General features: G+C 66.9%; 19 protein-coding genes and 1 tRNA gene. 7 read left to right on the plus strand and 13 right to left on the minus strand.

All coding sequences use genetic code 11. From position 1 onward, the window contains the following. Genes ACW172_RS13680 through ACW172_RS13700 form a run of 5 tightly spaced genes read right to left on the minus strand, consistent with a single transcriptional unit; the run spans position 1 to position 5,090 of the window. The gene (locus ACW172_RS13680) at positions 1 to 969 is read right to left on the minus strand and encodes a nitroreductase family protein (protein ID WP_492031994.1); all 969 of its coding nucleotides are present in this window, start codon (positions 967 to 969) and stop codon (positions 1 to 3) included. Continuing rightward, positions 969 to 2,090 (minus strand): GNAT family N-acetyltransferase, encoded by a 1,122-nt coding sequence (locus ACW172_RS13685; protein ID WP_492031995.1) that lies wholly within the window; start codon positions 2,088 to 2,090, stop codon positions 969 to 971. Before ACW172_RS13685 ends, ACW172_RS13680 begins: the two co-directional genes overlap by 1 nt. Further along, entirely contained in the window at positions 2,087 to 3,280 is a 1,194-nt protein-coding gene (locus ACW172_RS13690) for a hypothetical protein (RefSeq protein ID WP_492031996.1), read from the minus strand. Before ACW172_RS13690 ends, ACW172_RS13685 begins: the two co-directional genes overlap by 4 nt. Next, complete coding sequence (locus ACW172_RS13695; RefSeq protein WP_492031997.1) at positions 3,277 to 4,167, minus strand: ThiF family adenylyltransferase; 891 nt, start codon at positions 4,165 to 4,167, stop codon at positions 3,277 to 3,279. The genes ACW172_RS13690 and ACW172_RS13695 overlap by 4 nt, the downstream gene beginning before the upstream one ends. Beyond that, positions 4,155 to 5,090 (minus strand): hypothetical protein, encoded by a 936-nt coding sequence (locus ACW172_RS13700; RefSeq protein WP_492031998.1) that lies wholly within the window; start codon positions 5,088 to 5,090, stop codon positions 4,155 to 4,157. The genes ACW172_RS13695 and ACW172_RS13700 overlap by 13 nt, the downstream gene beginning before the upstream one ends. 295 nt (positions 5,091 to 5,385) lie before the next feature. Here ACW172_RS13700 and ACW172_RS13705 point away from each other — a divergent pair, with 295 nt between their 5' ends. From ACW172_RS13705 to ACW172_RS13715, 3 genes are all read left to right on the plus strand, one after another. Continuing rightward, the gene (locus tag ACW172_RS13705) at positions 5,386 to 5,940 is read left to right on the plus strand and encodes a hypothetical protein (RefSeq protein ID WP_492031999.1); all 555 of its coding nucleotides are present in this window, start codon (positions 5,386 to 5,388) and stop codon (positions 5,938 to 5,940) included. A gap of 81 nt (positions 5,941 to 6,021) precedes the next feature. Beyond that, positions 6,022 to 10,338: an RHS repeat domain-containing protein gene (locus tag ACW172_RS13710; protein WP_492032000.1), complete on the plus strand. Its 4,317-nt coding sequence runs from the start codon at positions 6,022 to 6,024 to the stop codon at positions 10,336 to 10,338. A 25-nt stretch (positions 10,339 to 10,363) separates the two neighbouring features. Then, positions 10,364 to 10,813, plus strand: a complete 450-nt coding sequence (locus ACW172_RS13715) for a hypothetical protein (protein ID WP_492032001.1) — start codon at positions 10,364 to 10,366, stop codon at positions 10,811 to 10,813. Between the two features lie 121 nt (positions 10,814 to 10,934). Here ACW172_RS13715 and virB11 read toward each other — a convergent pair whose 3' ends face one another. From virB11 to ACW172_RS13755, 8 genes are read right to left on the minus strand one after another with little or no spacing between them, the layout of a single operon-like run. Beyond that, positions 10,935 to 11,954 (minus strand): P-type DNA transfer ATPase VirB11, encoded by a 1,020-nt coding sequence (virB11, locus tag ACW172_RS13720; RefSeq protein WP_492032002.1) that lies wholly within the window; start codon positions 11,952 to 11,954, stop codon positions 10,935 to 10,937. Next, on the minus strand, positions 11,951 to 13,159 hold the full coding sequence (locus ACW172_RS13725; RefSeq protein ID WP_492032003.1) for a TraB/TrbI/VirB10 family type IV secretion system protein: 1,209 nt from the start codon (positions 13,157 to 13,159) through the stop codon (positions 11,951 to 11,953). The genes virB11 and ACW172_RS13725 overlap by 4 nt, the downstream gene beginning before the upstream one ends. Continuing rightward, positions 13,156 to 13,887, minus strand: a complete 732-nt coding sequence (locus tag ACW172_RS13730; protein WP_492032004.1) for a TrbG/VirB9 family P-type conjugative transfer protein — start codon at positions 13,885 to 13,887, stop codon at positions 13,156 to 13,158. Before ACW172_RS13730 ends, ACW172_RS13725 begins: the two co-directional genes overlap by 4 nt. Next, positions 13,884 to 14,654 (minus strand): VirB8 family type IV secretion system protein, encoded by a 771-nt coding sequence (locus tag ACW172_RS13735; RefSeq protein WP_492032005.1) that lies wholly within the window; start codon positions 14,652 to 14,654, stop codon positions 13,884 to 13,886. The genes ACW172_RS13730 and ACW172_RS13735 overlap by 4 nt, the downstream gene beginning before the upstream one ends. Next, positions 14,651 to 15,895 carry a type IV secretion system protein gene (locus ACW172_RS13740; RefSeq protein WP_492032006.1) on the minus strand — a complete coding sequence of 415 codons (1,245 nt, stop codon included), beginning with the start codon at positions 15,893 to 15,895 and terminating at the stop codon, positions 14,651 to 14,653. The genes ACW172_RS13735 and ACW172_RS13740 overlap by 4 nt, the downstream gene beginning before the upstream one ends. 2 nt (positions 15,896 to 15,897) lie before the next feature. Next, complete coding sequence (locus ACW172_RS13745; protein ID WP_492032007.1) at positions 15,898 to 18,270, minus strand: VirB4 family type IV secretion/conjugal transfer ATPase; 2,373 nt, start codon at positions 18,268 to 18,270, stop codon at positions 15,898 to 15,900. After that, on the minus strand, positions 18,249 to 18,533 hold the full coding sequence (locus ACW172_RS13750; RefSeq protein WP_492032008.1) for a VirB3 family type IV secretion system protein: 285 nt from the start codon (positions 18,531 to 18,533) through the stop codon (positions 18,249 to 18,251). Before ACW172_RS13750 ends, ACW172_RS13745 begins: the two co-directional genes overlap by 22 nt. A 4-nt stretch (positions 18,534 to 18,537) precedes the next feature. Then, positions 18,538 to 18,864, minus strand: coding sequence for a TrbC/VirB2 family type IV secretion system protein (locus ACW172_RS13755; RefSeq protein ID WP_492032009.1), 327 nt, complete (start codon positions 18,862 to 18,864; stop codon positions 18,538 to 18,540). Between the two features lie 268 nt (positions 18,865 to 19,132). Here ACW172_RS13755 and ACW172_RS13760 point away from each other — a divergent pair, with 268 nt between their 5' ends. The 4 genes from ACW172_RS13760 (at position 19,133) to ACW172_RS13775 (ending at position 24,760) form a co-directional block, all read left to right on the plus strand. Next, positions 19,133 to 19,687: a hypothetical protein gene (locus tag ACW172_RS13760; RefSeq protein WP_492032010.1), complete on the plus strand. Its 555-nt coding sequence runs from the start codon at positions 19,133 to 19,135 to the stop codon at positions 19,685 to 19,687. 81 nt (positions 19,688 to 19,768) lie between these two features. Further along, positions 19,769 to 24,022, plus strand: coding sequence for an RHS repeat domain-containing protein (locus ACW172_RS13765; protein WP_492032011.1), 4,254 nt, complete (start codon positions 19,769 to 19,771; stop codon positions 24,020 to 24,022). 8 nt (positions 24,023 to 24,030) lie between these two features. Beyond that, complete coding sequence (locus tag ACW172_RS13770; protein WP_492032012.1) at positions 24,031 to 24,378, plus strand: hypothetical protein; 348 nt, start codon at positions 24,031 to 24,033, stop codon at positions 24,376 to 24,378. A 292-nt stretch (positions 24,379 to 24,670) separates the two neighbouring features. After that, positions 24,671 to 24,760 (plus strand) — tRNA-Ser (locus ACW172_RS13775). Positions 24,761 to 24,846 lie beyond the last annotated feature (86 nt).

A 24,846-nucleotide genomic window follows, 5' to 3' on the forward strand; every position in this document is an offset into this window, starting at 1 on the left:
TCAGACGATCAGGGTCTCGAGGGGCAGCCGGGGCCTGGACGGCAGGTCACGGGCGGGCGCCAGGCCCAGGCGGAAGGCGGTGATCAGCCGACGGTCGGCCGCGATTCCGAAGTCCGACTGGACCCGCGCCCGCGCCTCAAGGTCATCCGCCAAGACGGCCATGGGAGAGGCGCTCAGACCGGCCTGGGTAAAGCCCAGCCAGGCGCGATGAAACCGGCGACCGGTCTCGAACGGGGCTTCATCGACAGGGCGATGGAACAGGGCGATGGCGGCGGCGCTGCGCACCACTGCGGCTTCGGCGACCAGCGGGTGGGCCAGACCGACCCGGTCGAGGCCTTCGAAGACACCCGGGCGCAGCACCAGCCCGGCCCCTGCGGCTTCGATCGCGGACATCTCCATGGCCTCGGCGTTCAGGCCGTCGAGGGACCACAGCGGATGGCGCCGCGACAGCCGCATCCACGATACCAGCTCCGCGCGATAGGGGGCGTTGCGGAACCAGCGCAAGCTGGCCGCATCGTACAGCGCCGCCAGATCCGCCACCCGATCCGGCGTTTGCACCAGGGTGAGGTCGTCCGCGGGCTCCAGCCGCGGCATCGCCGCCGCAGCGTCCTCGCCCCGCTCGAAACTGCCGCGCCAGGTGCGGCGCGTCGTCAGAAAGGCCGCCAATGGATCGGCCGCGCCATCCGGTCCGACGCTCAGCCTCGCCACCACGCCGTCACCCGGCTGCACGTCAACCGCCAGCCTCCTGAGGCTCGCGGCCAGAACAAAGCCCTCCACCGCCGAGCCGTGGCTGACGTTCAGGTCTCGACCTTCCGGATCGCCGACGGTCAACCGGCGCGCGCCGTCTTCCAGCGCCTCGACCCGGCCGTCGGACGTCAGGCGCCAGCGCGTCGGCTGGGTGTTGTGCACGCTCGGCGACAGGGCGGCCTGGGCCACCAGCGTCCGGAACAGAGCCTCGTCCAGCGCCATCACAACCCCTTCCGGAACAGGTTCAGCCGCTGCAGCCGGCGGGCGTCCAGCTTCTCCATCTGGCGCAGGGAGGCTGTGTTCTCGTCCGCGATCCAGGTCACGCCGCACTGGCGATAGCCGCCCGCGAACAGGGCCTTGATCACCCGGTGCAGCATGGCGCCGTTCAGCCCTTGCCCGTGCAGGGCCCGCTTCACCGAATAGAAGATGATCACCGCCCGCCGCCGCCTCAGCCGTTCGCGGACGAAGTGGAACAGGGTCATGGGACCCACCCGGCCGCGCGTCGCCTTCTGGAAGGGATTGAGGTCGGGGATACAGATGACCACCCCCGCCGGCTCGCCCCTGTAGTGGGCCACGCAGGCGATGCGGGGATCGACGATCCACATCATCTCACCGGCCTGGAAGTCGAACTCCGCCGGGGTCAGGGGCACGAACATCGGATTGTCGCTGAAACCGTCGTTCAGACACTGGCGCGCCTCCTCGAACCGGGCCTTGAACTCGCCGCGGGTGATCGGCATCCAGGTCCAGTCGGGGTCTGACAGGACGGCGCGTTGCCGGTCGCCCAGCAGGGCGTCGGCGGTGTCCGGCCCGACGTCGAACTCGAAGGTCGACATCGGGAACATCGGCGCATAGCCGCAAGCCTCCAGCAGACGGGGCAGATGCGGCGCGCCCCAGACCATGTCGGTATAGGTGTGGTTGCCGAACCCCTCGGTCAGCACGCCGGCCTGCTGCATGGCGGTCAGATTGAAGGCGCCGACCAGTTCGTCGCAGCCCTGATCGCGGGCGAAAGTCTCCGCTGCGTCGAACAGCAGCCTTGCCGTTCCGATGTCATCCTCGCAGTCGAAATAGCCGAACTGGCACCGCTTCAGCCCGTGCCGTGCATTGGAGGAGGGGTGGGTATGTGCCGTCAGCCGCCCCACCGGCCGTCCGTCGCGCCAGGCGGTGAAGAAGGTCAGGCGGCCGCCGTCGTCGCGCATAAGCGGATTGCGGGCCGGATCCAGATAACGCTCCAGATCGGCGCGCATCGGCGTCACATAGGGACTTTCCGCCGGATAGATCTCGAACGGGACCCGGAAGAAGCCTTCGAGATCGCCCTCGCGCAGTTCGACGCCCGTCGCGGTCATGCGGCCTTCTCCGCTGTCAGCCGGGCCATGCGGAAGGCCAGGGCCAGATCGATCTCGGCCTCGGTGTTGCGCAGCAGGTCGGGCAGGCGGACCAGACCGATCCGGAGCGGCGAGCGGCTCAGCAGGCCGACGTGGGTCGCGTCCGCGCTCGCCAACAAATCGATCAGGGGCTCGCGCGCGCCGTCACTGACAATTTCCTCTCCGGCCTCGAGGGCGGCGGCGCTCCACAGGGGCTGGCGCTCCAGGGTCTCGAGCACCTGTTCCGGATGATAGTCGGCCAGGTCGGGGCCGGTCAGAACCGACAAATCCTTCAGCATCGGCTCTTCGGACAGGTCGCCGAGGAAGGCGTCCAGCGAGCGGGCGTCCGCCGAGCCGAGGCGCTGCCGCAGATGGGTGCGCCGGGCCACGGCGCCGAAGGGCTGGATCCGGACGATCAGGGTCATGGTGATCAGAACCGCCCCGACGAGGGCGAACAGGCGCGCCCGGTCGTCGAAGCGCGTGACATCCAGTTGCTCGATCAGACCGCAGGTCAGGGCCAGGGTCGTCGCCACGATCACCACGGCGTCGATCCAGACGTCGCGCCCGTCGCTGATCCCGTTCGACAGGGCCAGCAGGACGATGACCAGGGCGGCGATCGGACTGAGGCCGATGGGCGAGGCCACGAGGTCGGTGAAGTCGGTGGCGATCAGCGGAATGACGACGGCCAGCCCGATGGCCAGACGCCGGACCGCGCCGTTCTCGGCCCGCGACAGGGATCGCCGGTCCCGCGTCCAGAGCAGGATCAGGATGGAGATCAGCGACAGCAGAATCGTGATGGCCAGCGCGATCCTGGAGCCGAAGGCGACATGGCTGGTGGTGAACAGGGCGAAGCCCAGTCCGATGGAGGAGGCGGAGAAGACCGCGATCTTCATCGACCGCGGCGCGTGGCGGCGCAGCAGCCCCTCCGCCAGCAGCAGGGCCGCCAGGGGGGCGAGGGAGATGACGGCGAAGGTCGCGACCTCGAAGACGGGCCAGCCGGTCCGGACCGCCAGACTGCGCACGCCGTAGAACAGGGACATCACCCCGAACAGGAACACCAGCCGGGGCGTCAGGGGCCCGCCCGCGCGGCGGACCAGCAGCGTCGCGACATAGGCCGCCAGGCCCGCTGCCGCGAAGCCGTCCAGCAGGGCCTGGGTCTCCAGTCGGATCATGCCGCGCCCTTCAGCAATCGGGCCATGAAGGCGCGGACGACGAGGCCTTTGAGCGCCGCGAGCGGCGCCCACAGCGGCCGTTCGGTCCGGCCGGCGAAGGGATTGAGGAACCAGCCCCGACAGTCTGTCGCCGACCGGCGGCCCATCAGTAGCCACAGGGCCTCATAGGCCATCAGACAGCCGGTGGAGATCACCATGGGCGCCAGGGACATGCGCCGCGCCGTGCCCGCCGCCAGCGCCGTCGCGGCCTCCAGATCGACGTGTTTCGCCGACGATGAATGGGTCATGACGTATTCGAGCTCCTTCATGAAGCTCGCCCTCAGATCCTCGGGCCGGATCGCTTCCAGCGCCTTGCCGCGGGTCGGATAGCCCAGCCGCTCCTCGGGGCGCGGGTCGGATGGTCGCACCACGATGACCGAGGGCAGGGGAGAGGCATAGGCGTCGATCACCGTCGCCCCCGCCGCTTTCGCGGCGCGGTACAGGGCGACGCCTGCGGCGATGTCATCCGTGCCGTTGACGATCACCGGATAACGGCTGGCCAGGTCCGCCAGCCTGTCGACCCATTCGGCGCCCAGCCGTTCGATCTCGACCTCGGGGTTGATGCGCCGCGCCGCCGCGCAGGCAGCCTCGGCCTTGTCCTGGCCCAGGGTGTCGGTGAAGGCGAACACCTGACGGTTCATGTTCGAGGTCTCGAAGACGTCGATGTCGCAGACCGCGAACCGCCCCACGCCCGCCCGGACCAGGGCGAGGAAGCAGGCGCCGCCCATGCCGCCCACGCCCGCGACGAAGACGGCGCCGTCCTTCAGCGCCGCTTGTTCCGCCGCCGTGACGAAGCCCAGGTTGCGGGTGGTGAATTCGGCGTAGTCGAATGCCGTCATCGCTTCCATGCGCGCAAACTCCCCCAGGGTTGGGTGTGGTCGAGCCAATGCACCAGCGGCAGCAGGGCCGTCTGGATCATCAGAAGGGCGAAGCCGCCGATCAGGCCGGGCACGGTGTCCGGCGGCGCGACCTTGCCGAGGTAGCGGGCGGCGGCCCGCATGTCGATCTGGCCGATCTGCAGCAGGTCGTCGCCCCGGTCATAGTTCAGCTCAGCCGCGCAGAGCGCGTTGTAGACGGCCTCGCGGTGTTTGGCGGCGGCCTCGAACGTCTTCTTCAGCTCGTCGGAACCGCCGGTGTAGGCGTTGGTGATCACGAAGCGACCGGCGTCGAAGCCCGCATCCTCGCCGACGCCGAAGGCGCGTCGCCACCGGCCCATGATCTGCCGCGCCAGCCGCTCGTGTTGAAAGGATCGCCGCGCCGCGGGCCTGCCCGGCCAGACGTCGGAGAAGGTCTCGGCGACCATGCCGACCACGGCGGGCACCTGGGTGACGCTCGACACCCAGACCGGTCTGCACTGCCGGCGTACGAACAGCAGGACGCAGGTCAGGCCGTAAAGCGTCGCCGAAAGTCCGCTGCCGCGTACATCCGGGCGCACCATGACCAGGCCCAGGTGCAGAATGTCCACGGCCCGCCCGCCCAGGCCGGCATTGAGGATGGCGAGGGCGTTGAACGCGACCGGCCGCCGGCTCCGCTTTTCATAGACGACGGTCAGCACCGTTCGGGACAGGGTCTCCGGATCGCCGGAAAAGACTCCATAGGCCAGGTCGCGGTCGCCCAGAACGCTGCGGGCGACAGACCGGACGTCCTCGACCAGCGCGCTGAGATCGTCAGGCGCAAGCCCCAGACCGGGCCGCTCGACGATCCGTGAATACAGGCCCGGCCCGGCGCTCACCGTCGTGTCCAGGAGTCGCAAGGCCCCAGGCTTGCTCATGTTGGCGACCTCGCTTCCGGCGGCACCCTCGCACGCGCGACCTTCGCTTTTATGAACGAGGAGCGGGTGGAAAATTTCGCGCGCCATGGCGCGCGGTCAGCCTTGCACGCCATGGCTGTAAACCTTTGATTGTTCAGCGGTAGCCGATCGCGACAACGTCAGGATGCAAGATTCCGTCGGTCCGTATGCCCCCGCTTTTCGCGAAGTTCTCTCCTGACGTGCGAAGAAATTCACGGTTCACTACCTTGACGTTAGGTGGCCGCTCGGGTGACCCTCGGTTTTGGAGGGGCTGATCATGCGCATTTTGATGACGACGGTATCGCTCGCGGGGCTCGTGGCCGCATCATCTGCGGCGGCCCAGACGGCCCAGACCTATGTCTATGACGCGCAGGGACGGCTCAGCGGAGCGACCCGGGTCGTTGCGGGCTCGACCTCCAGCTTCACCAGCTACACCTATGACGGCGCGACCAACCGTACGGCCAAGACGGGTCAGACCTTCTCCGCCCCGGCGACGTCCTGGGTCCTGGCCTCGGGCGAGCAGATGGTCCTTCAGCAGAACCTGATCTCGGCCGACAGCCGGTTCCGGTTTGCCGTGCAGAACGACGGCAACATGGCTGTCTGGTGGGGATCGACCCTGCTCTGGGCCGCCAATACCTATGGCACCCAGGCCAACTTCCTGGCCATGCAGGGCGACGGCAACCTGGTCCTCTACGGCCCCAACTATTCGGTCGTCTGGATGTCGGGCACCAACGGCCACCCGGGCGCGCATCTGGTCATGCAGAACGACGGCAACCTGGTGATCTACGACGGACCCACGGGGATCTGGTCGACCGGCACCGGCGGCCACTAGCCCGCGATCCGCCTCAGCGACGCCGGGCGCGGATACCCGGCACAGCCTGATCCGAGACTAACCGCACCCCGGGGGGACATCGTGCGTCACTGGACCATCGTCGGACTGATCGTCGTGCTGGCCGGGCTCTTCGGAGCGACGGGAAGGGCCGTGGCGCAGCAGCCTGTGCCGCCCGAGCACTACACGCTCGATCCGCGCGGCGTGGATCTCGTCAGCGGCCAGTTCGTGCACTCCGAGACGGAGGTCGTCATCGGCCAGCCGGGCGCCGGCGGGCTGAGCCACGGTCGCATTTATCTGAACGGCGGGAATGCGCGGGAGGCCCGGCTGGGGACCGTGACCGTCTCCGGCTCGACCTATGTGGTCAGCATCGGCGGCGAGTCCGAGGTCTTCATCAAGAGCGGCTCGACCTTCACGCCCCAGTCGCAACAGGGCTCGACCTTCAGCCAGTCCGGCACGGCCTATACCTTCACCAGCGCCTCGGGCGCGGTCGCCCACTTCTTCAACTACTGGCCCAATGTGGCGACGCCCTATGGGACCAGCGCCATCCTTCTGGGCGACTACAGGACGCCGGACGGCGAGATCCAGACCTACAACTACCAGGGCGTGAACTACTGCCGGCTTCCGATCCTGAGCGAAGACCCTGACAATCCTGACGGCGGCTGCGCCCAGTACGCCTCGGAGGCGCGGCTGCAGTCGATCACCAACAATCGCGGCTATATGCTGCATTTCGACTATATGGACGACACGCCCGGGCTTGCATGGCTCCGCCTGGCGAGCGTGACCGGGATCAACCTGGCCGTCGACTACTGCGATCCCTATGCGGACGACTGCACCGGCCTGACCCAGACCTGGCCGTCCATTACCTATGGCAGCGACGGCAGCGGCAATCCGACCGCCACTGACCAGGCCGGACGCACCACGACCTTCGTGCCTGGCGCCTACGGCCTGTCCGGGATCCAGTTCCCGGGTTCGTCGGTCACCGACATCTCCGTAACGGTGAACAGCGCCAGCCAGACCACCAGCCTGACGGACGCCTCCGGAACCTGGAACTACGCCTACGCCGATGTCGGCACGACGCGCACGACCACGGCGACCGGGCCTCTGGGCGAGGCGACGACGGTGGTCTCGGACCTGACCATTGGCCGCGCGACCAGCGTGACCCAGACGACCTCGGCTTCGCCGCCGGTCACCCGCACCTGGACCTACCAGTACGACGCCCAGCGGCGGCTGAGTCAGATCACCAACCCGGAAGGCGACTATACGGTTCTGGCCTATGACGCCCGGGGCAATCTGACCTCGACCGTGGCGCATGAGAAGCCGAGCCTCGGCTCCGGAACCATCACCACCAGCGCCACCTATCCCTCGACCTGTTCGACCCCGGTGACCTGCAACAAGCCGCTGACCACGACCGATGCGCGCGGCAATGTCACCGACTATGTCTGGAACACCACCCACGGCGGGCTGGAGAGCGTGACCGCACCGGCCCCGACCTCAGGCGCGGACCGGCCGCAGACGCGCATCGGCTACGGCGCCCAGACGGCGTACTTCAAGAACAGCTCGGGCGTGATCGTGGCCGCCTCGTCCTCGATCACCCTGCCGACCTCGACGTCGGCCTGCGCCAGCGGCACGGCGCCGTCCTGCGTCGGCACGGCCAATGAGACCCGCACCACGGTGGCCTATGGGTCCAGCGGCGTGGCCAACAACCTGCTGCCGACCAGCACGACCCAGGCCGACGGCACGGGCGCGCTTTCGGTGACCACCACCATGACCTGGGACCACAACGGCGACCGTTTCGCGGTCGACGGTCCCCTGGCGGGCACGGGCGACTACACCCGCTACCGCTACGACATCGCCCGTCAGCTGGTCGGCGTCGTCGGACCCGACCCGGACCTCGGCGGCGGCCTGCTGAACCGCGCACAGCGCATCACCTACAACGGCCGCGGTCAGGCCATCCTGACCGAGGCCGGGACGACGCCCGGCTATTCCGACGCCAACTGGTCCAGCTTCTCGGTCCTGCAGAAGCAGGCGACGGAGTACGACAGCTGGGGTCGACCGGTGGTCGCGCGGTCGCAGGACGCCTCGGGGAACACCCTGGCCCTGCAGCAGGTCGGCTATGACGCCGCCGGCCGGACCCAGTGCGCGGCGACCCGGATGAACCCGGGCGCCTTCTCAAGCTTCCCGGCCACCTCGGCCTGTTCGCTCGGGACCACCGGCGGCTATGGCCCCGACCGCATCGTCCAGATGACCTATGACGCCGCCGACCGTCCGATCAGCACCATCAGCGGCGTCGGCACGGCTTCGACGATCACCGAGAGCGTCACCTATACGGCCAACGGCCAGACGGCGACGCTGACAGACGGCAACGGCGCGCTGTCAGCCATCAACTACGATGGCTTCGACCGTCGGTCGGGCCTGTATTATCCGAACCCGTCGTCACCGGGCGCCATCAATCTCGCGGACTACGAAGGCTACGGCTATGATGTGGCTGGCAATGTGATCACCTACCGCAACCGCGCGGGCGACACCTTCGGCATGAGCTACGACAATCTGAACCGGCGTATCACCCTGGGCGGCTCGGCTGTCGCGGACCGGACCTTCAGCTACGACAACCTGAACCGGCCGATCACGACGGCCTTCACCAGCGGCGGTCCGTCCTCGACCAACGGCTGGGACGCCCTGTCGCGCCTGACCTCCCAGACCCAGAGCCCGCTCGGAACCGTAAGCTACGGTTATGACGCCGCAGGTCGTCGGGTCTGGACCGGTTGGCCTGATGGTTTCTGGGTCGCCTATGACTGGAGCTACGCCAACGACCTGATGACGATCCGGGAGAACGGGGCCACGACCTGGGCCTTGGCCGCCTACGGATATGACAATCTCGGCCGCCGGATCACCGAGGCGCGCAACAACGGGGTGATCTCCGGCTTCGGCTATGACGGCATCAGCCGTCTGTCGGGCATGACCCACGATCTGCCCGGTTCTTCGCAGGATATTTCCTGGGGCTACAGCTACAACCCGGCGGGTCAGATCGTCAGCCGGTCGGTGTCGAACAACGCCTACGTCTATACCCCGGCGTCGACGGCGGTGGCTTACGTCAACAACCTGCTGAACCGGCTGACGAGCATCAATGGTTCGGCGGTGGGCTATGACGGCCGGGGCAACATCACCTCGGCGCCCGGCGCGACCTATGGCTACAACGCCGAGAACCAGATGACCTCCGCGTCGACCGGCGCCGGCAGCTCGGGCTACGCCTTCGATCCGACGGGGCGCCTCTATCAGGCCGTCGGCGGGACCAACCGCCGCTTCCTCTACGACGGCCAACAGGTCATCGCCGAGTATGACGGCTCGGGCGTGATCCAGAACCGCTACGTTCCCGGTCTGGGTCTGAACGATGTGGTGACCAGCTACGACTCCGGCGGCAATCGCACCTGGCTGCTGTCGGACGAGCGCCGGTCGGTGGTCGGCCTGACCAATGGTTCAGGTGCCTCGACGGCGATCAATACCTACGACGAATACGGCGTCCCCGGCGCCTCCAACACGGGCCGGTTCCAGTACACCGGCCAGATGTGGCTGCCCGACGCCCAGCTCTACCACTACCGCGCCCGCGCCTATGCGCCCCAGATCGGGCGGTTCATGCAGACGGACCCGCTGGGGTATGCGGCGGGGATGAATGTGTACGGCTACGTCAGCGCGGATCCGGTGAATTTCGTAGATCCCCTCGGTCTTATGCTGATGCGCGCCTATGCCTGCGGTCGGACCTGGGTCGGTGTTCCCAGGGACATGCCCAACCAGGCCAACACCGGCAACTACATACCGCTGAGTTGCGCCGTCGGCACGTCGAACAACCAGCCGAACTATAGGGAACGCGAACGCGGAAGCGACGGGGTGACCCGTACATGTCTTGCCCCGGAGCCGGATTCTGCCATCGGCAAGGCGACAAACGCAGGGGGATATGCGAGCGACGGCCTTTCGGACCTTGCTGGCGGAATCCTGAAGGCTTCCGGGCAAGGCGCTGCAGCCGAGATCGCTACCGGGAGATTAGGAATCTTGGGGAAAGGCCTGGGGGCGGTGCAACAGATCAATCAGGCCTTTATGAGTAACAACGCCGGGCGGCCTGCCGACATCGCGGCCGTATCGGGGATCGCCCGTTTCGTAGGCTCCGTAGCGGGAGGTGATGCGGGCGCCACCTGGGCCTTCGGAGCCGTCATGGCGGTTGGCATCGGCGCCGCAACAATAGTGGGCGCGCCTGTTGTTGGCGCGCTCGGGGTGGGGATCGCAGTCACGGCCGTGGTCGCTGGTGTCGCCGGTGGAGCAGCAGGTGCCTATTACGGCGAGGCGTTGGGCGGTATGGTAGGAGACGCTTACGCCGAAATCAGGGGGTACACGGGTTGTGAGGAATGATCTTGTAAGAAGGCCTGAAAAGTATGTGGTTTCTGATTTCAGCATAAACGGCCTAGTGGTTCCTTTAATTGGGTCTGCTGTGTTTTGTGCCTCTACTCTTGCAATCGCCTATTTTAAGCCCGATCTTTCGGGCACAATCGGTAGACTTGATAAAAATCTATGGTTAACTTATTCTATAGCGTCGTTGTTCGGATTGATTTTTATAGTCTATCTGTCGGCGGCCGTGGCGTTTGCCAAAACGCGTGGCGTGTCAATCTATATTGAGGGCGAAAATCTGCGCTTCGTAACGCCGTTTGGAGTCAGGACCGTCGATTTGAACTCAATTTCAAAGTTTTATGCTGCGACAGCGAACGCTGTTTACTTTGAAACAACGTCTGGAAAGACCTTCGGTATATTCTGTGGAATGTCCGATCGCCCGAAGGAGTCCATAGCGAAAATCTTGAACGAACATCTGGGTTCGGCGTCGCAAGTGTAGATATGAAGTATCTCCGCGGTAGGTCGCTGACGGGGTCACCGGCTCACGGGCCAGATCTGATCTCCCGGCATGATCGCCGCGTCTTTGGCGCCCCCATCAACAGCTATCTCTGCGCCAACATTCAGGGGGCGGGCGGCTTCCCCAACACCACCTCCGAAACCCCGCGCTTCCCGCCCGCCCGCGTCAGCTGGACATACACGTCCACCGTCGAGCGCACATAGTGGACGACGTCTTCGCGGCTGAGCCTCGCGCCGCCCTGCAGCACTAACAATGCGATCTGTTCGACCGCGCGGGCGGGGCTGTCGGCGTGGACGGTGGTCATGGAGCCGGGGTGGCCGGTGTTGACGGCGCGCAGGAAGGTCCAGGCCTCGGGGCCGCGCAGCTCGCCCAGGATGACCCGGTCGGGGCGCATGCGCAGTGAGGCGGTCAGCAGGTCTTCGGCGGTGACGGCGGCCTCGCCCAGGGCGCCGCGCGCGGCGATCAGGCCGACGGCGTTGGGGTGGCGCAGCAGCAGTTCGGGCGTGTCCTCGATCAGGATCAGCCGCTCCTCCTCGCGGATCTCGCGGATCAGGGCGTTGAGGAAGGTGGTCTTGCCGGTCGAGGTGCCGCCCGAGATCAGGATGTTCAGCCGCCCACGCACCGCCTCGGCCAGCAGGCCGGCGATGTCGCCCGCCTCGCGCAGGGCCCGCAGCCGGGCGTCCAGCGCCGCCCTCGGCCCCGCCGCATCGCCCAGCACCTGATCGAAGGCGCCCGTGGCGGCATAGTCGGACAGGGCGAGGTTCGAGGAGACGTGTTTGCGCACCGCGAGCGCCATATGGTCGCGCGTGGCCGGGGGAATGACGATCTGCACCCGCTCCCCGCCCGGCAGGGCCGCCGACAGAATGGGATGCTCGCGGTTGATGCCCTGATGGGCGAAGGCGGCGATCTGGCGCGCCAGCCGGTTCAGGACGGCGGCGTCGAGCCCCGGGACCTCATGCCGCTCGATCGCCCCGCCCAGGGTTTCGGCCCAGAGTTCGCCCGGCCGGTTGACGTAGACGTCGGTGACGTCGGGCCGCTCCAGCACCCCGGCGAGGGGGGCGAGATAGCTGCGCAGATAGACTTGCCCCTGATGCCCCCCCCCACCGGAGCCGTCGCCGCTCACCGCCGCGTCTCGCTGGACGGGAACTCCAGGTCGCGGGCGACGAAGACGGTGACCCGAACCCCGGCGTCAACGCGCAGGGTGGGGCGGATCTGGCCGCCGCCGCCGGTGACGGCGGATGCGCCGCCGCTGCCCTGGGCCACGCCGGGCAGGGCGACGACCACGCCGTTGTCGCCGGTCAGGCTGCGGCTGGCCAGCCCCATGCCGAAGTTGAGGGTCGACTGCAGGAAGGCGGCGCCGAACCGTTCGAGGAAGTGGCTGTTGACCTTGCCCTGGATGCCCGCCCGGCCCTGGACGTCGGCGGCGGGGGAGGCGAGGGCGATAGTGACCCCGTCGGGCCGCACCAGCCGGGTCCACTGGACGAAGGCGCGGTTCTGGCCGGCGTTGAGATCGGCCTCATATTCTCCGAACAGCCGGGACCCACGCGGGATCAGGACCTGACGTCCGTCGAAGCCGGTGACGTCGCGCGAGACGATGGCGCGGACATGGCCCGGACGGGTGGAGTCCAGCGCGGTCTCCAGCACGGCGGGGATCAGGGTCCCCTGCGGCACCGTGGTGGCGCGGCGGGTGAGGCGGGCGGCGCGGATGGCGCCTTCGGCGGCGCCCATGGTGGCGGGGGCGGTCTGGCCGGGAGCGGGCGGGGTCGTCATTGCGCCGCCGGAGGTATTGTCGATCACCAGGGCCGGGCTGCTGGACCCCGCGCTCGCCGTCTGCTGCGGCGGATAGGGCATGGCCTGGGGCATGGTCTGGGGCATGGCCTGGGGCGGGGGGAAGCCGGTGGGCGGCGCATAGGCCGGCATGGATTGGGGCATGGGGGGCATCGTCGGCGGGGCGAAGGCCGGCGCCTGGAACGGCGCACCCACAGGAGCGTAAGACGGCGCGATGGGCCGGGGCGGCGGGACGCCGGTCGGCGGCGCCGTTATCGGCGCAGGCGCCGGGGGCGGCGCGTCCGTCTCGATATAGAGCGGCGGAAGGGCGGGGGCGGTCTGGAGGGCGTCGGCGGCGCGCGGCGCGGTCGACGGCGCCGTCCGGTCGCGGCGGGCGCCGTCCAGGACCGCGAACAGGGCGACGGCGGCCAGGGCCGCGCCGCCGGCGAACAGCCAGACCGGCGTCGGGGGGCGGCGCGAGGCCACGACCGGCCGTATATCGGTCCCGCTCACCGGGACCGGGACGGTCGAGGTCGTGGTGCGTGTCTCCTGAACGCTCATCGGGCTGGCCTGACACGCTGGCGGTCGGCGCGCGCGGTCTCATGCTCCAGCCGGAACAGCAGGGTGCGGTGCACGGCGTCGATGACATAGCGGCCGTCGCGCATGTTTCCGTCCAGCAGTATCTCGTCGCCGCGCTCGTCGATGGCGAAGACGGCGGGCAGGATTTGCTGCGGCCGCCATTCGATGGTGGTGCGCACCCCGTCGTCGGAGATCGCGGCGGGCCTCAGGGGGCGGGCGCCGCCCAGCCGATAGCGGCCGATCCCGGGCTGGGGGACGGGGGCGGCGGGAACGGCGGCGCTGTCCGCATAGGTGAAGCGAACCGTGAAGGGGGTGTCCGGTCCGGGCGCGAAGGCGGGGTTGAGCTCGAAGCTGTAGACCCGGGCATCGGTGATGACCGTCATATTGGTCGGGCCGCCGGTCCTCAGCGCCTTCAGGAACAGGGCGTCGCCCTGGTTGTTCAGCGTCGCCTGCCAGGCCTCGCTGTCGCCGATGGCGACATTCTCCACATGCTCGCCCGAACTGAAGATGACCGTCAGCTGATAGCGCGGGGCGATGTTCAGCCGGAAGACCCGGGCGGGATCATAGGGCAGGGTCAGCAGCCGCGGGTCGGCCGCCGCAGAGGCGGAAGGCGCCGACGCCGCCGCGCCGGGCGGGATCTGGCCGGGCACGGTCTGGGCCGTCGCCGGAAGAGCGAGAGCGGCCAGGAACAGGGGAAGAAGGCGGCTCACGGCATCCTCCCCGCGACCGGAACCGCATCGACGGGCTCAAGGCTGACCGGCGGCGGGGGAGGCGGCGGCGCGACCTCGACTTCCGCCTCGAGGGCCTCGGCGTCGCGGCGATAGCGGACCACCTGGAAGCCCAGCGGATTGAGGAAGCGGTCCTCCGTCGACATCGGCTCGCCGGAGAAGCGGTATTCGACCACGGCTGCCCAGGGCCGGGCCGGCGATGCCTGGCCGCCCGCGTCGCGGCGGATCGTCTCGAAGCGGACCAGGGCCGACTGGTTGTCGAGCGGGGAGACGCTCTTGACCCGGGTCTCGATCACGGTGGTTCGGGGATAGAGGGTCAGGGGGCTGTCGGGGCCGCCGTTGCGCATCCGGTTCAGATAGTCGGTGCGGGCCTGTTCGGCCGACCACAGGCCCACCTTGCGATAGTCGGCCTGGACGCTGGCGATGTCGAAGCTTTCGCGGCCGATGACGTACTGGACCAGCATCGACTGGACCAGGGCCTTGTCGGGCGTGATCTGGCCGGGATCGAGAGGCTTGAGTTCCTGAACGAAGCCCGTCGTGCGGTCGACCATCAGCGTATAGGGCACGACCGTCTTCAGAGGCATCAGGACCAGAAGGGCGAAGCCCTCGACGACGGCGACCACGCAGGCGCCCCCGGCCACGATCCAGGCGATACGCGTCGACTTCCTCAGGGCGCCGATCTGATCGGCCGCCCAGCTGCCGGCCTCGCGGTAATAGGCGTCCAGCGCTTCGCGACTGGTCTTCTTCATGAACGGCGATCCCGAAGTGTGGCCCCGACGGATTTCCTCGGCCGGGTGCGGCGCAGGGGTTGGCCCATGGCCGGGACGGTGAATTCAGCGGAGCCCCCCGTGGCGCCGGCGGCCCCGGCGACGACGACCGCGGCGGCGGCCGGCGCCCGACCGCTCACGGCGGCGGCCAGGGTCCGGGTGCGGGTCTGTTGCTGTTCGCGGCGCTGGGCGGCGACCAGGGCGCGGGCGACGCCCAGGGCGCGCGGTGCGGCCCCGGCATCCTCCCGGCCCGTCACGGCGACGACCGGTTCGGGCAGGCGGACGGCGGGCGCGGACGGCAGTTCGATCCGGGGCGCCTTGGGCAGGCTGATCATGAAGGACAGACGCAGGATGACGCCCAGGGCGCCCAGCAGGGCCAGGGCGAAGGCCAGGCACATGACCATCAGCTCAACCGGCGCCGCCGGAACGATCTTGTGGGCCAGCCGCTGGTCCAGCACCTCGGCCAGCCAGGGCTCCAGCATGGCCAGTTCGACGCCGAGGACCACGGTCGTGGCGACCGACGCCAGAAGGGCGAAGACCAGAGCCCGCGCCCAGCCGACGAACAGGCCGCGCGCCATGTCGAACAGCAGCAGACCGGCGAACAGCGGGGCCAGGGCCAGCAGCAGGCCGGCCGTCAGCCGCACCACGGCGAAGGCGGCGATGGCGCCCGACAGGAACACCACCCGCGCCGAGCCGAAGGCGGAATCGTCGCGAATAGGATAGCGCCGATCGGGTTCCCCGGGGGCGGGCAGGTTCGGAGTCTGGAAGGCAGCGGAGGTGTCGCCGCGCCCACTGCCCTCGTTGGTCAACCGGTTGATCGCCATGTCGGCGGCCTGCAGCCGGTCGATCAGCTCGCCGCGCGCCGCGGGCAGGCCGGCGGGACGGCCGATCAGGGCGCCGATCTCGGCGGGGCCGTCGACGACCAGATCATAGACCACGGCGCGATAGGCGGGCCAGCTGGTGGCGATCAGCAGGACGACGCCGATCTTGACCACCGCCATCACCCCGTCTCTCAGGCTCAGGCCGCCGCCGAGGATCAGGCGCAGGCCGAAGACGGCGACGAAGATGGTCAGGATGCCGGTCAGGGCGAGCGAGACCGGGGACCCGGGATCCGCCAGGGCCTGATAGCCCGTGGTTCCGATCGTCTGGGCCTGACAGTCGATGTGCCGCAGCAGGGTCGAGAGGAACTGGTCGCCGGTCGCGACGGCGGGACAGGTCGCCATGGTCAGGCCCTCTCCAGCAGCGGCGCCATCCAGTCGGCGGGATCGTCGCCGACCGAGGCGCGGATGTCGTCGAGCAGCCGCACGGTCCGTTCGCGCCCCGACAGGATGGTCAGAAGGTCGTCCTCGCCGGTCAGGTCCAGCCGGGCCACCACGCTCTCGCCGCCGCGCTTGATCAGGAAGCAGTGCGAACTGTCGGGCAGGGTGCGGATCAGGTCGAACTCGTGCGGCGTCAAACCGAAGCCCTCGACATAGTCCTGGGCCCGGGCCTTGGGGTTGATCATGAAGATCTGGGTGGCGGCCTGTTCGACGATGGCGCTGGCGATGCGGCTCTCCAGGGCGTCCTGGGCGCTCTGGGTCGCGAAGCCGACGATGCCGTTGCGCTTGCGGATGGTCTTTTCCCAGTCCTTGATGCGCCGCACGAAGGCCTCGTCGTCGAGCGCCTTCCAGCCCTCGTCGACGACGATGATCGCGGGCGAGCCGTCCAGCCGTTCCTCGACGCGATGGAAAAGATACATCATCGCCGGCGTGCGGACGGTCGGGTCGTCCAGCAGGATGGTCATGTCGAAGCCGACCGCGCGGGCCGACAGGTCGGTCAGGTCGCGCGGATTGTCGAACAGCCAGGCGTGCTCCCCGTCGCCCCACCAGGGACGCAGGCGCGACCACAGATCCCCGGCCTTCGGACGTCGGTCGCCCCGGAACAGTTCGACCAGATGCCTGAGACGGCGATGGTCGGCAGGCTGGTCGAAATTGGCGCCGACCGCGTCGCGGATCCGCTCCAGGTCCTCGATGTCAGCCCCACCGGCCAGCTGGGCCAGCCAATCGGTCAGGAAGCCGCGGTTGACCGGCGTGTCTTCCAGCTGCAGCGGATTGAGGCCCGAGGCCTCGCCGGGCCGCAGCACGTCATAGCGGCCGCCTATGGCGCGTATGAACAGCTCGGCGCCCCGGTCCTTGTCGAAGAAGATGATGCGCGGGTCCAGCTTGCGCGCCTGGGCCAGCAGGAAGTTGAGCACCACCGTCTTGCCCGATCCGGACGGGCCGATGACGGTGAAATTGCCCAGGTCGCCCTGATGGAAGTTGAAGAAGTAGGGGCCGGCGGCCGTGGTCTCCAGCAGGGTGACGGCGTCGCCCCAATGGGCGTCGCGCGCCTGACCGACCGGGAAGTTGTGGGCGCTGGCCAGGCCGGCGAAATTGTTGGTCGAGACCAGACCGCGCCGCGCGACATATTTGAAGTTGGCCGGAAACTGGGCCCAGAAGGCGGGCTCCAGCGCCAGGTCCTCGCGCACGGCGATGACGCCCATGTCGGCCATGGCGGCGGTCACCTCGGCGACGGCGGCGTCGACCTGGGCCGGGGTCTCGCCCCGGACGGCGATGGTCATGTGATGCTCGCCATAGCCGGCGCGGCCGGCGGCGACGTCGTCCTTGGCCTGGGCCAGTTCGTCGCGCAGGGACAGGGCCTCGTCCTCGGCCGAGCGCATGCGCCTGAGCGCCAGGTTCATCCGCTCCAGCGCCGCCTGGCGCTCGACGAAGGCGAAGGACTGGGTGACGGTCAGTTCGAACGGAAGGCGCAGAAGTTCGTCGAACATCCCCGGCGCGCTCCAGGCCGGATAGTCCTTGATCGAGACCAGCCCCAGGAAGCCGCGCGGAAGATGGCCCGTCGCCGAGAGCTCGACCGCCTCCTGGCCGAAGCTGATCCGGCGGGCGGGCAGGTAGGCGCCGATATCCTGATGCGGCAGCAGCACCGGCCGCTGGTCGCCGTTCAGCAGGGTGGACAGGAACTCCAGCGGCCGCGAGCACAGCCCGTTCGGCGTCTCGTGCACGCCCAGCAGCGTCGGGGCATAGTCGCCCAACGCCGCCAGCAGGGCGTCGCGGCCCGCGTCCAGCTGCCCCAGCTCATAGGCCAGGGCCAGGCCGGGGTCCTCGCCGGCGCGGGCGAACCAGTTGCGCAGCCGGTCGGCCATGCCGATCCGCCCCTGCAGAGGTCGGCGGACGAGGGTCAGATAGAGGTCGTTGACGAACAGCTGCTTGGCCGCGAGCCGATCCGCCCAACGATCTCCCAGCGCCTGGGAGAAGTCGTCCGGATAGACGGCGTCGCCGTCGACGCTGACCCGCCGCCGGACGATGTGGTGATACAGGGCGAAGCGCGAGGATCCGATCGCGCGCAGCATCGCGTCGCGCAGGGTCTTTCGGTAGTTCAGCTCATCGGTGTCGGCCGTCTCGAACAGCAGGCCGCGCAGATGAATGGTCTGCATCAGCAGGCCGTCGCGGGTCTCGATCGTGTGATCGTTGACGTGGCGCGCGTACGGCAGGTGGACGCCCGCCGATTGCTCGCGCTGAACGCTCCGCGCGCCCTGGCTCAGGGACGGTAGGAGTTGCATCGCCAGATACGGTGATTGGGCACACGCGGGCACCGGCCGAGCCGCATCAGCCACAGATCGATGATGCGCGGCTCACGCAGGCAAAGCAGGACGCCGACCCCGTGAATGACCAGGGCGAGGGGCAGAACCCAGACCGACCTGAAGATCAGGAAGAATTCGGCGGCCACGACGGCGTTGATCACGAAATAGTTGTAGGTCACGCCCGCGAACATCTGCGGCCGGGTCAGGGCGGTGAACAGGGGTGTGCGGTCCAGGCCGTCCAAAAGATCAGCCGCCGAGCACGGCGGCGGAGCGGATGCCGGCGACGATGCTCACCGCGCCGAACAGGATGAAACAGCCCAGGATGACCACCGCGCCGTGGCGCCAGTTGATGCGGCCCGTCAGCATGCCGAAGCCCACGCAGGCGATGGCGATGACCGCCACCACGGTCGCGACGGTGCCCAGAAGTGTTCCCTGAAGCCATTGAACTGCTGAGACAATTGGTCCCGATCCGCGCGGATCGGCCAGACTGGTCTGGGCGTTGGCCACAACCGGCGCGGCCACGGCCACGGCTCCGAGGAAGGCGCGCGAAAACGGCCTGATCAACTTGCGCATACCCATCCGGAAATCCCCTACTGCCCCGCATAATGACGGGATTTCGGCGACTGCCAAGTGCGAAAGCGGGCCTGTCGATCGCCGATCGCTCCGTCGCGATGTGCGCCGGGATCAGGAATTTCTAACAACGCAAGGATGCATAAGGGTTTTCCGTATCCGAGGGGGCGTCACTTCCCTGGTTCTCTCACAGCGTGCGAAGAAATTCACGGTTCACTACCTTGACGTTAAGTGGCCGCTCGGGTGACCCTCGGTTTTGGAGGGGCTGATCATGCGCATTTTGATGACGGCGGTATCGCTCGCGGGGCTCGTGGCCGCATCATCTGCGGCGGCCCAGACGGCCCAGACCTATGTCTATGACGCGCAGGGACGGCTCAGCGGAGCGACCCGGGTCGTTGCGGGCTCGACCTCCAGCTTCACCAGCTACACCTATGACGGCGCGACCAACCGTACGGCCAAGACGGGTCAGACCTTCTCCGCCCCGGCGACGTCCTGGGTCCTGGCCTCGGGCGAGCAGATGGTCCTTCAGCAGAACCTGATCTCGGCCGACAGCCGGTTCCGGTTTGCCGTGCAGAACGACGGCAACATGGCTGTCTGGTGGGGATCGACCCTGCTCTGGGCCGCCAATACCTATGGCACCCAGGCCAACTTCCTGGCCATGCAGGGCGACGGCAACCTGGTCCTCTACGGCCCCAACTATTCGGTCGTCTGGATGTCGGGCACCAACGGCCACCCGGGCGCGCATCTGGTCATGCAGAACGACGGCAACCTGGTGATCTACGACGGACCCACGGGGATCTGGTCGACCGGCACCGGCGGCCACTAGCCCGCGATCCGCCTCAGCGACGCCGGGCGCGGATACCCGGCACAGCCTGATCCGAGACTAACCGCACCCCGGGGGGACATCGTGCGTCACTGGACCATCGTCGGACTGATCGTCGTGCTGGCCGGGCTCTTCGGAGCGACGGGAAGGGCCGTGGCGCAGAGCCCGTCCCAGCCCGTTCCGCCCGAGCACTACACTCTCGATCCGCGCGGCGTGGACCTCGTGACAGGCATCTTCAACCACAGCTCGACCGATGTCGTCATCGGCCAGCCGGGGGCAGGGGGGCTGTCGCACGCCCGTCAGAACCTTCAGTTCGGCTGGACCGACTCGGTGCAGGGCAGCCTGAGGGGGGCGGGATCCAGCGTCGTCACCGTCATCTATGGCGTGGAATCCGAGGTCTTCACCCTGAGCGGCGGGGTCTATACGCCGGTGAGCGCCCAAGGGGCGACCCTGACCCAGTCGGGAACCGACTACATCTACACCACCGCCTCGGGCGCCGTCGTCAAATACACGACCAACTACTGCTACACGACGACCGGCGGCTCCTGCACCACCAGCGCCTACCTCTATGAGGTGACCGATCCGACGGGCGAAAAGACCACCTACACCTACACGACCCAGAACTATCTGCGCAGCGTCGATTCCAACGGTAACCCGGTCACGGGCACCGCGGTGCGCCTGACGTCGATTGCGAACAATCGCGGCTATATGCTGAAGTATGTCTATCAGAGCAATACGATCGCCGGATCCGGGGGAAGCGCGACGCTCAACGCCCGGGTCCTCGCCTGGATGACCATCGCCGGCGTCACGGGCGTCAACACCGCGGTCGACTACTGTGACCCCGCAGCCGCCAGCTGCACCTACTCCCGGACCTGGCCCTCGGCGACCTACGGCTATCCGGCCAGCGGCGACCAGACCGTCACCGACCAGTCGGGCCGGACCACCACCTACTACTATAACGGCCTGTACGGCGCCCCTGTCGGAATCCGCTATCCCGGTTCGTCCTCCAACGATGTGACGATCACCTACACCGGCTCGGGCGGATCGACGCGGCTGAGCACCGTCACCGATGCGACGGGAACCTGGAACTACAGCTATTCGGACTCCGGCTCGACCCGGACCATGAACGTCACCGGCCCTCTCGGCCAGGCGATGACGGTGATCTCGGACCAGACCATCGACCGCGCCACTAGCGTGACCCAGACGACCTCTGCTTCGCCGCCGGTCAGCAGCACTTGGACCTACCACTACGACGGCCAGCGGCGGCTGGACCAGATCACCAACCCCGAGGGCGACTATACGGTTCTGGCCTATGACGCCCGGGGCAATTTGATCTCGACGGTCGCGCATGAGAAGCCGAGCGTGGGTTCGGGGACCATCACGACCAGCGCGGCCTATCCGTCGACCTGTTCCAACCCGGTGACCTGCAACAGGCCTCTAACCACCACGGACGAGCGGGGCAATGTTACCGACTATGTCTGGAACGGAACCCACGGCGGGCTGGAGAGCGTGACCGCGCCGCTGCCCAGTCCGTCGGCGACGGTGCGGCCGCAGACGCGCATCAGCTATGCGGCCCAGACGGCCTACTACAAGAATAGCTCAGGCGTGATCGTCGCGGCCACCTCCTCGATCACCCTGCCGGTGTCGACCTCGGCCTGCGCCACGAATGCCGCGCCCGCGTGCGTCGGCACCATCGACGAGGTGAAGGCCACGGTCGTCTACGGCTCCACTGGCGTGGCGAACAACCTTCTGCCGACCAGCATGACCCAGGGTGACGGAGGCGGCACGCTTTCCGCGACCACCACCTCGACCTACGACGCCAACGGCGACGTCCTGACGGTCGATGGGCCCCTGTCCGGCACGGGCGACACCACCCGGTATCGCTATGATACCGCACGTCAGGTGGTCGGCATCGTCGGCCCGGATCCCGACGGCGCCGGCGCCCTGCTGAATCGCGCCCAGCGCATCACCTACAATGCGAACGGCCAGGTTACCCTGACCGAGGCCGGCACGACGCCGGGCTATTCCGACACGGACTGGTCGAACTTCTCGGTCCTGCAGAAGCAGGCGACCGACTATGACTCCTGGGGCCGCCCGGTGGTCTCGCGGTCGCAGGACGCGGGGGGGAACACCCTGGCCCTGCAGCAGGTCGGCTATGACGCGGCCGGCCGGACACAGTGCGCGACGACGCGGATGAACCCGGGCGCGTTCGGAAGCTTCCCGGCCACCTCGGCCTGTTCGCTGGGGACCACCGGCGGGTATGGCCCCGACCGCATCGTCCAGATGGCCTATGACGCCGCCGACCGCCCGATCAGCTCGACCAGTGGCGTCGGCACGGGGACGACCCTGACCGAGAGCGTCAGCTATACGGCCAACGGCCAGACGGCCACACTGACGGACGGGAACGGCAATGTCTCGACCTATGCCTATGACGGCTTCGACCGGCTCTACCGCCAGTGCTATCCCGGCGCTGCCACCTGCGCCTCGGCGACGCCGTCAGTGTATGAGCAATACGGCTATGACGCTGCCGGCAACCTCACCTACCACCGCGACCGCGCCGGTCAGAATTTCGGGATATATATCGACAACCTGAACCGGCTCGGTTCGGTCTATTCGACCGACACGCCCTCGACGATGCCTCAGCGGTTCTACGAGTACGACAATCTGAACCGGACGAAATGGGTTCACACCCCGACCGCTGCCCCCTGGGTGACGAGCTGGGGCTACGACGCCCTCAATCGCCCGCTTTATGAACAGGTCTGGGAGACTTCGACCGGCGCGACGAGCACGGTCAGCTATGGTTATGACGCCGCCGGTCGCCGGACCTACATGCAATGGCCGGATGGCTTCTATGTCAACTACGACTGGAGCGTCGCCAACGATCTGATGACGATCCGGGAAAACGGGAACACGACGTGGGCTCTGGCTGCCTATACCTACGACAATCTGGGCCGCCGCACCTTCACCTCACGGAACAACGGCGCCAACTCCAGCTACGCCTATGACGGGATTTCGCGCCTCGCCAGCCTGACGAACGACCCGGCGGGCACAGCGCAGGACCTGACTCTCGGCTTCGGCTACAACCCGGCGGGTCAGATTATCAGCCGGTCGGTGTCGAACAACGCCTATGTCTACACCCCGGCCTCGACGGCGATCGCCTACGTCAACAATATCCTGAACCAGCTGACGAGCATCAACGGCTCGGGCGTGGGCTACAACGCCCGGGGCGAGATCACCTCGGTCCCCGGCGCGACCTACGGCTACGACGCTCTGGGCCAGATGACCTCGGCCTCGGCCGGGTTCGGCAGCGCCGGCTTCACCTATGACAACCTCGGCCGTCTGCGCGGCTCGACCGGTTCGACGACCCGCCGCTATCTCTACGACGGCCAGCAGGTCATCGCCGAATACGACGGCTCGGGCGTGATCCAGGGGCGTTATGTCCCGGGTCTGGGCCTGAACGATGTGGTGACCAGCTATGACGCCGGCGGCAACCGCAGCTGGCTGCTGTCGGACGAGCGTCAATCGGTCGTGGCCCTGACCAACGGCTCAGGCGCAGCCTTCGTCACCAACACCTATGACGAATACGGCGTCCCGGGGGCCTCTAACGCCGGTCTGTTCCAGTACACCGGCCAGATGTGGCTGCCCGACGCCCAGCTCTACCACTACCGCGCCCGCGCCTATGCGCCCCAGATCGGGCGGTTCATGCAGACCGATCCGATTGGGTATGGGGCGGGAGCAAACCTGTATGCATACGTGGGCGGGGATCCGATGAACTGGGTAGATCCGCTGGGCCTTGATAAGTGCGAGCCCAGTGAGCAGAAAAAAGGCGAAGACCTTCCTCCCGTAGACGTCTGCGGCAAGAAGAAGGAGGTCGTGGGCGGCGGTCTCGCGCCGGGCGTGCTGACCTTTGGTGGGGCAGGGAACGGATTCGGGGGAACGGGAGGTGGTTCGACCTATGATGGTCCTGCGACGCCCGTTGCTGACGTAGTGGTGACTAGGCCTAAGCCCTCGCCTAAGTTCATTACGCCTACCAATCCCCCGCAAGCCCCGCCTTCACTTGAATCTCTCCCGCCGGGATGGTCTGTTCGAATCATGCCAGCGACCGAACAGTACCCGAATGGATACTGGCAAATGCGAAACGAATTCAATCAACCTATTGACCCTTCTACGATGAGGCCGCCCAGCAACGTAACAAGTGCTCAAAGTAGATCTATGACTCATGTTCCACTTCCAGATAATTCGCCTCCTATTGGGTCTGCGTTATTGGCGATTATAGGAAGATTTGGACCAATTGGTGCGGGTCTTGCTTATATGCTTAGGCCGACTCCCGCCTACTGAGGATCGAGATGTATAACATTGATTTCGAAGATGAGCTTCCTAGCCTAGCTGGGGCAAGATTTGTTCAACTATGCATCGGTTCAAGTGACCTCATACTAAATTTCGAAAGGCAGTTTAGCATATCCGTTACTTCAGATATCCTGATAGAGGAGGGTGGTGTGAAGAGAAAATCTATTTTACCGCATAATCGTCTTGCGCATAGTATCGGGCTGGTAATCAATAGTATTGGATCTATAGATAAACATTCTTTCTATATTGAATTTGAAGATAAACTAAAGGTCATATTTTTCGATGATTCTTTCGGTGCTTATGAATCATTCCATGTAAAAATTGGTGATAATATATATATAGTTTGAATATCTTACTATATTACAGCTTATTTCCATTGTTTATCGTCAGTTATTGCAATGATTGGCGCTTTCTGCGAAGTGTTTCTGGCGCTAAACGGAAGTATGTGGGCGTGGGGCCGGGTAGCCCACTGCGGATTGCTAGAGCTGGCGCATCAGAAGAGTCCGATCGGACGGTCTTTGATCGAATAGTGATTTCATCGCTCACCCCCCTCATAAAAATCCTCCGTACCCGCTTGCGGCGCAGGCCGGGGCCGATTAGAGAAGCCGCTCGCTTCGACCGAGCGTATTATGACACCGCGGAGAGGTGGCAGAGTGGTCGAATGTACCGCACTCGAAATGCGGCGTGCCTGGAAGGGTACCGTGGGTTCGAATCCCACCCTCTCCGCCATTCATTCCCTTGAGAACTAAAGACTTTCCCCGATGGGGACCCCCGCTGCGGCCCTATGTCGGGCGGGTGTTTGCGCGGCCGCTGGG

Source organism: Brevundimonas sp. ALps5, assembly GCF_058681645.1.